The 12,323-nt window shown below is 67.7% G+C and carries 7 protein-coding genes and 1 pseudogene; 3 read left to right on the top strand and 5 right to left on the bottom strand.

Annotated elements, in window-relative coordinates:
* Positions 1-85: 85 nt before the first annotated feature.
* Genes nagA through ABGA94_RS20395 form a run of 5 tightly spaced genes read right to left on the bottom strand, consistent with a single transcriptional unit; the run spans position 86 to position 5,444 of the window.
* Positions 86-1,201: an N-acetylglucosamine-6-phosphate deacetylase gene (gene nagA / locus ABGA94_RS20415; protein WP_095378214.1), complete on the bottom strand. Its 1,116-nt coding sequence runs from the start codon at positions 1,199-1,201 to the stop codon at positions 86-88.
* Positions 1,198-1,974 carry a DeoR family transcriptional regulator gene (locus ABGA94_RS20410; protein ID WP_005420109.1) on the bottom strand — a complete coding sequence of 259 codons (777 nt, stop codon included), beginning with the start codon at positions 1,972-1,974 and terminating at the stop codon, positions 1,198-1,200. Before ABGA94_RS20410 ends, nagA begins: the two co-directional genes overlap by 4 nt.
* Positions 1,975-2,007: 33 nt before the next feature.
* Positions 2,008-3,342, bottom strand: a complete 1,335-nt coding sequence (locus tag ABGA94_RS20405) for a D-tagatose-bisphosphate aldolase, class II, non-catalytic subunit (RefSeq protein WP_329845922.1) — start codon at positions 3,340-3,342, stop codon at positions 2,008-2,010.
* A gap of 16 nt (positions 3,343-3,358) precedes the next feature.
* Positions 3,359-4,297 (bottom strand): ROK family protein, encoded by a 939-nt coding sequence (locus ABGA94_RS20400; protein WP_061479038.1) that lies wholly within the window; start codon positions 4,295-4,297, stop codon positions 3,359-3,361.
* A complete protein-coding gene (locus ABGA94_RS20395; RefSeq protein WP_329845921.1) occupies positions 4,290-5,444 on the bottom strand; it encodes an SIS domain-containing protein in 1,155 nt (384 codons plus the stop codon). The genes ABGA94_RS20400 and ABGA94_RS20395 overlap by 8 nt, the downstream gene beginning before the upstream one ends.
* A 322-nt stretch (positions 5,445-5,766) precedes the next feature.
* On the opposite strand from ABGA94_RS20395, the gene ABGA94_RS20390 reads away from it, so the two are divergent.
* The 3 genes and pseudogenes from ABGA94_RS20390 to ABGA94_RS20380 form a co-directional block, all read left to right on the top strand.
* The gene (locus ABGA94_RS20390) at positions 5,767-9,126 is read left to right on the top strand and encodes a TIM-barrel domain-containing protein (protein WP_375367992.1); all 3,360 of its coding nucleotides are present in this window, start codon (positions 5,767-5,769) and stop codon (positions 9,124-9,126) included.
* 134 nt (positions 9,127-9,260) lie between these two features.
* The gene (locus ABGA94_RS20385) at positions 9,261-12,236 is read left to right on the top strand and encodes a TonB-dependent receptor domain-containing protein (protein WP_329915450.1); all 2,976 of its coding nucleotides are present in this window, start codon (positions 9,261-9,263) and stop codon (positions 12,234-12,236) included.
* 9 nt (positions 12,237-12,245) lie between these two features.
* Positions 12,246-12,323, top strand: a pseudogene (locus ABGA94_RS20380) (DNA-binding response regulator); the annotation flags it as partial.

The raw sequence follows: 12,323 nt of genomic DNA, 5'->3' as shown, positions 1-12,323 counted from the left end.
TCCCCATGCCGCGCTTCGTGCGGTGAGCCGAGCATGGCTCGGCTCTACAGGGAGCCCGCGCGGCATCCGGGCCGCATCGCTTGCGTCAGGTCAGATCGATCACGCGCCCACCAATGACCACCTGCCGCAGGCGCAGTTCGGTGTCCAGTACCACCAGGTCGGCGCGGGCGTCGGGCGCAATGCGGCCGCGATCGCCCAGGCCCAGATAGTCGGCCGGGAAGGTGGAAACACGTTGCGAGGCGTCGGCCAGCTCCAGGCCGACGCGCACCAGGTTGCGCAGCGCCTGGTCCATGGTCAGCGCGCTGCCGGCCAGTGAACCGGTCGCCAGGCGCACGCAGCCGCCGCACTTGTGCACGCGCTGCTCGCCCAGCGCGTACTCGCCGTCGGGCATGCCGGTGGCGGCCGTCGCGTCGGTCACCGCATACAGGCGCGGGATCGCGCGCGCGGCCAGGCGGATCACGCCGGGATGGATGTGCTGCAGGTCGGGAATGATCTCGGCGTACTGTGCATGCGCCAGCGCCGCTGCGGCGATGCCGGGTCGGTAATGGTCGACACCGGTCATGCCATTGAACAGATGGGTGAAGCCGGAGGCGCCGGCCTGCAGCGCGGCTACGCCTTCCTCGTAGGTGCCGGCGCTGTGGCCGAGCTGCACGCGGATGCCCATCGCCGAAAGCGCGGGAATCAGTGCGGTGTGATCGCCGATTTCCGGTGCCAGCGTCATCACCCGGATCGGCGCCAGTGCGTGCAGTTGCTGCACCAGCGCCAGCGTCGCCTCGATCGTACGGTTGGGCTGTGCACCGAGCCGCTGCGGGCTGATGAACGGTCCTTCCAGATGCACGCCGACGATGCTGGCGGCGTCGGCATCGGGCGCCGCCATCGTCGCAGCCACGCCCTGCAGCGCGTGCTCGATCTCATCCAGGCCGGCGGTCATGGTGGTTGCCAGCAGCGTGGTGGTACCGAAGCGCAGATGGGTGCGCGCGATGGTGCGCGCCACGTCGCCGCCCTGCATCAGGTCCACCCCGGCCGCGCCGTGCACATGCAGGTCGATGAAGCCGGGCAGGATGACCGGCAGCTGCAGGTCGTCAGCACCACTGTGGTCATCCACCTGCAGCTGGCGCACGTGTGAATCGAAGTGTACCTGGCCACGCCGCCAGCCCAGCGGGGTGAGGATGCGGCCATGCAGGGAACGGATGTCGGTCATGCGGGAGGCTCGGCAATGATCACTTCGATACCCAGCCGCTGCAGCCCTTCGCGGGTTGCCTCGTCGATGCCGGCGTCGGTGATGATGGCGTGGATCTGGTCGAGGCGGGCGATGCGGTGCAGGCTGACACGGCCGAACTTGGAGGCGTCGGTCAGCACCACGATGCGGCGCGCGCGCTCGACCATGCGGTGGTTGAGGCGGGCTTCGGCCTCGTCGTGGGTGGTCAGGCCGAACTGCAGGTCCAGGCCATCCACGCCAAGGAACAGGGTGTCGAAGCTGTACGAGTTGAGGCTGGCCTCGGCCTGGCTGCCCTGCAGCGACAGCGACTGCTGGCGCAGCAGGCCACCGGTCAGCAGCACGGTGATGCCTGCGGCATTGGCCAGTTCCCAGGCGATGTTCAGGCCATTGGTCATCACCGTCACGTCGCGATGCGCGCGCAGGTGGCGGGCCAGCGTCATCGTGGTCGAGCCGGAATCGATGATGATGTTGTCGCCCGGCTGCACCAGGCGCGCAGCGCGCGCACCGATCGATTCCTTCAACGGCAGGTTCAGCGCGTCCTTCTCATGGATGTCCTGTTCCTGCGGCGGCGTGCGCACCAGGGTGGCGCCGCCGTGGGTGCGGTTGGCCAGCCCCTGCGACTCGAAGTGGGTCAGGTCGGCACGGATGGTCACCGCCGACACGCCGAAACGCTCGACCAGATCGGCCACCTGCACCGAGCCGTGCTCGATCAGCAGCTGCAGGATCTGTTGCCGGCGGGAGCGGGTGTTGCGCATGGCCATTCTCGGTTTCGCGGGGAAAGGTAGAGATTAGCCGTTCGCAGCAACTGCGGCAGCCGAACCTGCGTTCTGCGTGCGGGTTCCGGCCTGGTTGGCGCTGCAGGCGCGCGCGTACTCGCCCAGGCACAGGCCGATGCGGTGCTGCACCAGCGCGGTGGGGGTGTTGGCCAGCGTGCCCTCACGCACGGCGCGGTACTGCTCCGGCAGGTACTGGCTGAGCAGCACCAGTGGCGGCGCGTGCTGTTCCAGGTTGGCGAACAGGGTCTGCACCGCCTGCACCAGCGCGGGCTCGCCCCAGTAGTAACGGCAGCGGTCGCTGAAGGAGTAGCTGCGCAGCAGGCGCAGCGCGGCGTCATCGCCCTGGTAGTAGGACTGCCAGTACTTCGGCTGCGCCACCATCACCTCGTCCAGCACCTGCGGCAGGCGCGAGCACTGTGCCGCCGGCAGCAGTTCGGCCTCGATCGCGGCCAGCGCGAACAGCGCTTCGCGGTAGGCGAAGGTGGCCGCGGGCCCGACCTTGAGGATGGCGAAGTGGTCGCGCACCAGCGCGTGCAGGCCGCTCTCGCGCTGGTAGTCGGTGGAGTGCGCTTCGAACACGATGCGTGGCTGCTGTTCGAGGAAATCGGCCAGCGTACTGGCAGCCGCGGCGTCGTACTCGTGCACGCTGCTGTGGTCGAAGTCCACGCCCGGCTGCACCACCATCGCGATCACACGCTGCCACGCATCGCGCAGCTGCGAGGTATCGAAGGCCTGCCGGTGGATGGCCAGGGTCTGCGCGGCGGCGGCCGGCGTGGTCACCTGCAGGCCCTCGGCCAGCGAGGCTTCGCCTCCGGGAATCGGCACTTCGGTACCGATCACGTAGACCGGCGGCGGCAGGCCATGTTCGGCGGCGGTGCGCTCGGCGATTTCGGCCAGCTCGGCCGAGCGCGCGGCGACGATGGCATCGGGCAGCGGCACCGGATCATCGGCGCAGGACATGCTGCAATCCAGATGGATCTTGTGGAAACCGGCGGCGACGTAGGCCTCGATCAGCACGCGCGCGTGGGTCATCGCTTCGGCCGCCGGGCGCTTCTGCCAGGCATTCGGGCCGAGGTGGTCGCCGCCCAGGACCAGCCGCTCGCGCGGGAAGCCTTCTTCATCGGCCAGCGTACCCACGTAGTCGCGGTACTGCGGCGGGGTCATGCCGGTGTAGCCGCCGAACTGGTCGACCTGGTTGGAGGTGGCCTCGATCAGCAGCACGGTGCCATGCGCCAGGGCGACGTGCATGGCCGCGCGCAGCACCTGCTCGTTGCTGCAGCAGACGCTGTACAGGCCGACGTTGGCGCCGGCGCGGTGGGAAGCAAGCAGGGTCTGCAACGGGGACATGGTCAGGCTCCGGAGATCAGGAAAACGAGGGTTGGCAGGCGAGCAGGGCAGCGCCACGCGCGCCACCGGCATCGCCGAACCGTGGCGGCACGATCGGCGGGACCTGCACGCCATTGAACAGATGGGTGGCGATGGCGGCCGGCAGCTGCTGGTACAGCGGCGCGTACTGCGAGAGTCCGCCGCCGAGCACGATCACGTGCGGGTCCAGCGCCAGCACCAGCGCGGCCAGGCTGTGGCCGAGCAGATCACGATGGATGTCCAGCGCCTTGCGCGCGCGGGCATCGCCGGCTTCGGCCAGCGTGATCACCGCACTGGCATCGACGGCGCTGCCTCCAAGGTGGCGTTCGATCATGGCCAATCCGCTGCCGGACACATAGCGCTCCACGCAGCCCTGCAGGCCGCAGCCGCAGTCCAGCAGCGGCAGGCCATGGCGCTGCAGCAGATGGCCGGGCACGCTCCAGTGGCCCCATTCGCCGGCCAGACCGTTGAAGCCGGACAGCAGCCGGCCCTGCAGGCAGAAGCCACCGCCGGCACCGGTGCCGAGGATGGCGCCGAACATGCTGGGGTAGCCATCGGCGGCGCCGCCGTGCGCTTCCGACAGGGCAAAGCACTGCAGGTCATTGCCGAAATGCAGCGAGCGTTGCAGCCGCGCCTGCAGATCCTGCGCCACGCATTGGCCGGTCAGTGCGGGCACGTTCGCGCTGAGCTGGCGGCCACTGCGGCGGTCACGCACGCCGGGCAGGGCAATGCCGATGGCCGCATCATTCCGGCCCAGCGCGGCGTCGGCCTCGGCCACCAGCGTCACCACGGCCTGCAGGAAACCATCGTAGTCGCCCTGCGGCGTGGCCACGCGGCGGCGCCAGGTGACCTGCATCGCCGCATCGCACGCCACCAGCTCGATCTTGGTGCCGCCGATGTCGATGCCATAGCAGGCGTGGGCGATCAGCTCAGCCATGGTGGATGGTGACGCCCTTGACGACGCGGTTGACGGTGCCGTCCGGGAACGGGTTGTCCGGGGTCAGTCCCAGCGCGGCCGAGCGCTGCAGCGCGAACAGCTGCGCGAAGCCCAGCCACACCGGTGCCAGCCACGGATCGTCCAGCGCCGGTACGGTGAGGGTGTAATCGTCATCGGCGCCGATGTCCGAATGTGGACCGATCGCCAGCACCTGCCCGGCCACGCCATCGCGGCGCAGTTCTTCCAGCAGGTCCTGCTCGTAGCGGCGCGCGAGCGGCTGCACGCTGCGCAGCACTACCACCACGGTGTTGCCATCCAGCGTCGACTTGGGGCCATGGCGGAAGCCCAGCGGCGTGTTGGCCAGCGCCAGAACGCGGCCAGCGGTCAGCTCCAGCACCTTCAGTGCACACTCGCGGGCCAGCGCTTCCAGCGGCCCGCTGCCAAGGTAGATCACGCGGTTGAACGGGCGCTGCGCAAGCGTTGCCACTGGTGCGTCCCACTGCGCCTGCCCTTCGCGGGCCAGCGCGGCGATCTGCTTCAGGCGCGCCACGCGCGCATCCCACGGCGAGCGATCGAACACCGTCAGTGCCGCCAGCAGCATGCAGGTCAGGCTGCTGGTCATGGCGAAGGCACGATCGCAGCTTGCCGAGGGCATCAGCACGGTGCAGGTATCGGCACGGCCGGCGCCACGGCGGGCCAGTTCGCCATCGGCGTTGCAGGTGATATCGAGGAAGCGCGCGTCGTCCACGTCGCTGCGCACGCGCTCCACCGCTGCCACGCTTTCCGGGCTGGAGCCACTGCGGCCGAACGACACCAGCAGGGTCGGTCGGTCACGCTGCAGGTACAGCGCCGGGTGGGTCAGCAGGCTGGTGGTGTGCACCACGCGCACATCGGCTGGCCACTGCGCGTTGATCGCGTCGGCCACCATTTCGGCGATGAAGCCCGAACTGCCGGCGCCGGTGAACAGCACGCGCTGGTTGGGATCGTTGAGGCTGTTGCCAAGAAAGGCCTGCAGGCGGTCGCGGGCACGCGACAGGTCCTGGGCGAGGGCTTCCCACAGCGCGGGCTGCTGGGCGATTTCGGTAGCGGTATCGGCTCCGCCCAGGCGCTGCCAGGCGGACACATCGGAAAGCAGGGTGACGTCCATTCGGAGGTTCCAGTTGGGCCAGCGCACCATCTGCGTTTTCTTTCGAAATGTCAAATAGCGAAAGTAAAAAGAAAGAAAATGGCGTGGTGGCTTTTCCCGCCAGGGAGTGCTCGGGGAAGCGAAAGAACGGGCCGGATGCCGTATCGCACAATGCTTAACAGGCACCTGCAAGCGCTTACACAAAGTATTGCGACGCAACAACTTTCGTTTCAATGGAATATATCTTCCTTTTTCCTTTCAATTTGTTGACATCTTTCGAATCGCTGCCCTAGAGTCGGCCCAGTCGCTTTCGAAACGCCCGGTGAACGGGTTGGGAGTCCGCGTGGAAAACTGCGTACGTCGCTCGCCGCTGATGCTGGCCCTGATGCCGGCCTTGATGCTGGCGTCCATGACGGCCCGGGCCGAGCCGGTCGGCAACCTGCGGTCGGTCAGCGCCAGCGCCAGCCGCGATGGCGTGCAGGGCTGGGACCTGCAGACCGACAAGGGAGCGCGCATCCGCATTGAACTGCCGGCGACCGACATCATCCGCGTGCAGGCCGGCCGCAACGGCACGTTGACCGGGGCCGGCGACAAGGCCGCACCGATCGTGCTGCCGCAGCCCAAGGCGAACGTGCAGGCGCAGCTGGAAGAAGACGCGCAGGAAATCCGCGTGCGTACCGACGCACTGGTCCTGCATGTGCAGCGGCAACCGCTGCGCCTGCGCCTGGAACGCCTGGACAACGGCCAGCCCACCGCGCTGTGGCAGGAACTGCAGCCGCTGGACCTGGAGGCCACGCAGAGCGTGCAGGTGCTGTCCTCGCAGGCCGATGAGGGCTACTTCGGTGGCGGCCAGCAGAACGGCCGCTATCAGTTCAAGGGCCGCGAGCTGGAGGTGTCCTATTCCGGCGGCTGGGAAGAGGGCGACCGCCCCAGCCCGGCACCCATGCTGCTGAGCAGCCGTGGCTGGGGCATGCTGCGCAATACCTGGAGCGATGGCAGCTACGACCTGCGCCAGCCCGACCAGGCCACGCTGCTGCATCGCGAAGACCGCTTCGATGCCTACTACTTCGTCGGCGCGGACCTGCCCAAGCTGATCGAGCGTTACACCCAGCTGACCGGCCGCCCGAACATGGTGGCGCGCTGGGCGCTGTCCTATGGCGATGCCGACTGCTACAACGACGGCGACAACAGCAAGAAGCCCGGCACCGTGCCCGAAGGCTGGAGCGACGGCCCGACCGGCACCACGCCGGATGTGATCGACAGCGTGGCCAAGCAGTACCGCGCCCACGACATGCCCGGTGGCTGGATCCTGCCCAATGATGGCTACGGCTGCGGCTACAAGCAGTTGCCGGAAACGGTGAAGGGGCTCGCCGGCTACGGCTTCCGCACCGGCCTGTGGACCGAGAACGGCGTCGACAAGATCGCCTGGGAAGTCGGCAAGGCCGGCAGCCGCGTGCAGAAGCTGGACGTGGCCTGGACCGGCAAGGGCTACCAGTTCGCGATGGATGCCAACCGCCAGGCGTTCAACGGCATCCTCGACAACTCCGATTCGCGCCCGTTCCTGTGGACGGTGATGGGCTGGGCCGGTATCCAGCGCTACGCCGTAGCGTGGACCGGCGACCAGAGCAGCAGCTGGGATTACATCCGCTGGCACGTGCCGACCCTGGTCGGTTCGGGCCTCTCCGGCATGGCCTACGCCAGTGGCGACGTCGATGCAATCTTCGGCGGCAGCGCCGAGACCTTCACCCGCGACCTGCAGTGGAAGGCGTTCACGCCGGTGCTGATGGGCATGAGCGGCTGGTCGTCGAACGCGCGCAAGCACCCGTGGTGGTACGACGAGCCGTACCGCAGCATCAACCGCGACTACCTGAAGTTGAAGATGCGCCTGACCCCGTACATGTATGGGCTGGTGCACGAGGCCGCGCAGACCGGCGCACCGCCGGTGCGGGGGCTGATGTGGGACTACCCGCGCGACCCGCATGCACAGGATGAGACCTACAAGTACCAGTTCCTGCTCGGCCGCGACCTGCTGGTGGCGCCGGTGTACCGCAGCCAGGCCGCCAGCCGTGGCTGGCGCCGCGACATCCACCTGCCGGCCGGCGGCTGGATCGACTACTGGGACGGCCGCCGCGTGCAGGCCGGTGCCGACGGCCGCCAGCTGGACCGCCAGGTGGACCTGGCCACGCTGCCGGTGTTCGTGCGCGCCGGTGCGATCCTGCCGATGTACCCGTCGATGCTGTTCGACGGCGAAAAGCCGCTCGATGAAGTGACCTTCGACCTGTACCCGCAGGGCGACTCGCAGTACACGTTGTACGAAGACGATGGCAACACGCGCCGTTACCAGCAGGGTGAGTCGAGCACGCAGGTAATCCGCGTGCAGGCGCCTGCACTGGGCAGTGGCCCGGTGCAGGTGCAGATCGATGCGGTGCAGGGCCAGTACAACGGCCAGCTGGCGCAGCGTCGTTATGGCCTGCGCGTGCTCAGCCGGCAGGCGCCACGTGCAGTGCAGGCCGGTGGCCGCGCGTTGCCAGCGCTGGCCGATGCGGCGGCGTTCAACGGTGCGGCTGAAGGCTGGTACTTCGATGCCAAGGAGCGCCGTGGCACGCTGCACGTGCGTACCGCTGTCCAGGACATCCGCCAGCCGCTGCAGCTGCAGCTGGACTTCGCGGCGGCCGCTGCGGCCGCCGACGATGCCTATCCGGCCGCGCCGGTACTCGGCCGCGAACTGCCCGCAGACAGCCTGCTGGTGGTCAACCGCCCGGCCGAGGAGCCCGGCCATGCGCTGGAGAACGCCTTCGATGACGATCCCAACACCTGGTTCCGCAGCGTGCGCAACCAGGCCGTGCGCACTGGCGCGCACGAGTGGGTGATCGGCTTCGGCGAGCGCAGGATGATCGATGGCATCGACATCGCGCCGCGCAACGACAAGAACTGGAAGCACGGCCAGGTGCGCGATTACGAGGTGTACCTGGGCGACAGCAATGGCGAGTGGGGCGAGCCGATCGCCCGTGGCCGCCTGCAGCTGAAGGAAGGCGTGCAACGCATCGACTTCCCGGCCCATGCCGGCCGCCTGCTGCGCTTCCGCGTACTGAGCGTGCAGAACCCCGAAGGCGACAGCGCCAGCAGCACCGACCCGATGGTGACCGCCGCCCAGGGCAGCGCCCGCGCGTTCGATGCACTGCAGCCGCGCGACGTCGGCCCGATCGCACTGTCCACCTTCCACATCCTCGAACACCAGGAACCGGAGCGACCGGCCCGGCAGCGCTATCTCTCCGAGCTGCCGGTGCCGGCCGCGCTGGCCAGCCAGCTGCGTACCGACCAGTCCTTCCGTGGCGACGCCGGCATGCGCATGAACGGCCTGCAGTTCCGCCGTGGCCTGGGAGTCGGCGCCAACAGCCGCATCGACCTGCGCCTGCAGGGCGGCTGGCACCTGCTGCGTGCCGACCTCGGCATCGACGACGCCTGCCGCAACGCCGGCGGCCTGCAGTTCCAGGTATGGGGCGACAACCGCCTGCTGTACGACAGCGGCCTGGTGAAGGCGCCCGGCGTGGTCAAGCCGGAGCTGGACATCCGTGGCCTTTCCACCCTGAGCCTGCGCACGCTGGGTGCGCAGGGCAGCCAACCCGCCCAGGTCTGTGCCAACTGGGCCAACGCCGTACTGATCGGCCAGGAGGGCGACTCCGCCAGCATCGTCGCCCCATGACCCCCACGTAACACCGCTCCTCCCCCGCCCCATCCCGACTACGGCCCTCATGGCCGTGGCCCGGGAGCGTTTTGCCCGCCGAACGCCCACGCGCTCACTCAGTTGCGCCGCACCCCTGCCAGGAGAGAACCCCGATGTTGCCCGCCCGCCACCACCGCCCCCCCTGCCGCCCGATCGCTCCGCTGACGCTGGCCATTGCCGGCGCGCTGTTCTCGCTTGCTGCTCCTGCCTTCGCCCAGGAGAGCAAGGACAACGCCACCGACCTCGCCCGTATCGAGGTCACCGGCTCCAACATTCGTCGCACCGACGTTGAAACCGCCTCGCCGGTGCAGGTGATCAGCAAGCAGGACATCCAGAACATGGGTGCGCGCACGCTGCTGCAGGTGCTCGACAACCTGCCGGCCGCTCGCCCCGCGCAGCAGGATGCGCGCTCGCTGTTCACCGGTTCCGATGGTGCCTCGCAGGCCAACCTGCGCGGGTTGGGCGCACAGGGCACACTGGTGCTGCTGAACGGTCGCCGCCTGTCGTACTACGGCGCACCGGCCGGGTTCCAGACCCAGTTCGTCAACATCGATGCGATCCCGGCGGCGGCCATCGAGCGCATGGAAGTACTGACCGACGGCGCGTCGGCCGTGTACGGTACCGACGCGGTGGCCGGCGTGATCAACGTGATCACCAAGCGCAACTTCCAGGGTGCTGAGATCAGCTTCACCAACGACACCTCCTCGCGCATCGATTCCTACGGTGAGCGCCAGGCCAGCATCACCGCCGGCTTCGGTGACCTGGCCGAGAACCGCTTCAATATCTATGGCGCGGTCAACATGTACCGTCGCGACGCGATTCCGCTGAGCGATTTCTACGACAAGCGTCCGGACCAGTACTACGTCAACAACCCGAACTACCTCAACAACCTGCGCCTGGGCGTGGGCAGCAGGCCGGGCGAGTTCAACCCGGGCACCTACTTCGCCTTCGATCCGGTCACCGGCCGCCGCGTGCAGGAAGCCGCGCCGGGCTGCAGGAACGTGCTGACCAGTGAAGCGGCCGGCCCGCGTTGCGTCTGGGAAACCTGGATGAACAACGAGATCGATGCCGGCGCCAAGTCCGAGCGCAACACCGCCTACCTCAACGGCACCTTCCTGGTCGGTGACAACACCGAGATCTTCGCCGAGGCGACCTATACCGACATCGACCTGCGCGCCAACGGCGGCACGCCGCGCACCTATGGCACCACGACTGGCAACCCGACCAGCTGGTTCTCGCGCAACACCGGCAACACCGTCAACCAGTTCCTGTACCCGTTCCTGGGCCCGAACAACGAGTACAACCACGCCAGCCCGCAGTTGAAGGCCATGATGGGCGGCGTGGTCGGCCTGAACTACCTGCTGCAGGATGCCGGCCCGAACTACTTCGGCCAGCGCAATACCGACAAGAGCTACCGCGTGCTGGCCGGTGCGCGTGGCAACCGGGGCGACTGGAACTGGGAAACCGCATTCGCCAGCGCCGGCACCCACTCCACCACCTACCAGACGATCAACGTCAACACCAAGGGCTTCGAGAAGGCGTTCGGGCCGTACACGATCGATCCTGGTACCGGTCGGGTGATCATCTCCGACCACCCGGCGTACAAGTTCGGCGAGATCAGCGAAGCCAACGCCGCGTTGATCCGTGAAGCGTTCCCGACCTTCGACATCCAGTCGTGGACCCGCCTGCATACCCTGGACGGCAAGATCGAAGGACCGCTGTTCCAGCTGCCGGCGGGCGAGATGCGCGCCGCGTTCGGCTTCAACGCCAGCCGTGAGACCTTCTACACCCCGGGCAACGCCGATGCGGCCAATGGCCTGATCACCCAGCAGGGCGGCTCGTGGTTCGACGGCAAGCGCAACACCTACGCGCTGTTCGCCGAGACCGTGGCGCCGATCACCGACAAGCTGGAACTGGATGCGGCGGTGCGCGTGGACAAGTACCCGAACTTCAGCGCCAACATCGCGCCGAAGATCGGCTTCAAGTACCAGGCGTTCGATCAGCTGATGTTGCGCGGCACCTATTCCACCGGCTTCCGCGCACCGAGCCTGGCTGAGTCCGGCAACGGCGGCGTATTCGCACAGCTCGGTGGCTTCCGTGACGAACTGCGCTGCGGCGAGACCAACGCCATCGCCAACCTGCTGCTGAAGTCGCAGCGGCCGGGTGACGTCGACCTCGGCAAGACCCTGCTGAACGTCGACTGCAGCCGCACCGTGGCGCGCATGACCCAGCCGAACAAGGACCTGAAGCCGGAAAAGGCCAAGATCGCCACCCTCGGCTTCGTCTACGAGCCGGCAACCTGGCTGTCGGTGTCGGCCGACTACTGGTTCATCTACCGTGACAACGAAATCGTCGCGCCGGACTATCGCCGCATGGAAGACATCATCTCGATGTCGCGCTCGCCGATCACCGACAGCGACCGTGCCAACCTGGCGCAGCTGGCGGCAATGTGCGCCGATCCGGCCAGCGGCGTGAGCTGCCCGGCCACCCTGCCGGGCTACTCCGCCGGCAACGTGGCCAGCGTGGTCGGCCAGTACAAGAACCGCGGCAAGACGCTGATCGACGGCTTCGACATCGACGCGCGCAGCCGCTTCTCGCTGGGCGACTGGGGCAGCCTGAACATCGGCCTGGCCGCCACCATCGCCAACCGCAACCGCTTCTATATGGACGCGGAGAACGGCTGGTACTACGGCGACGTGGTGGGCTACTACAACAACCCGCGCCTGCGTGCCACGCTCAATGCAGACTGGACCTACAAGCAGGTGACCACCAGCATGTTCGTCAACTACGTGGGTGGCACCAAGTGGGCTACCGACCAGATCGACGAAGAGAGCAACAACAAGGAAACCTGCACCGGCGGCTACCTGGCCCTGCAGAAGAGCAAGTGCGATGGTGCACCGTCGTGGTGGACCGCCAACATGAGCGTCACCTGGCGCCCGGATGATGCGTGGAACCTGAGCTTCACGGTCAAGAACCTGTTCAACCGCCTGCCGTTCTACGATCCGAACAGCTTCCTGGGTGACTCCAGTGACTACGCCACCATCTTCGGCCGTGGTTACAGTGTGACCATCGGCTACCGGTTCAAGTAATTCCGTTTGCGTGACCTGCGTGCACGTTCGAACACGCCGGTGATCATGCTGACCGCGCGGGCCGAGCCGATCGACCGCGTGCTGGGC

It is taken from the genome of Stenotrophomonas sp. 3diitr2024, assembly GCF_042136455.1.
GTDB lineage: Bacteria > Pseudomonadota > Gammaproteobacteria > Xanthomonadales > Xanthomonadaceae > Stenotrophomonas > Stenotrophomonas sepilia.
This window is presented reverse-complemented; position numbering and strand designations above follow the sequence as displayed.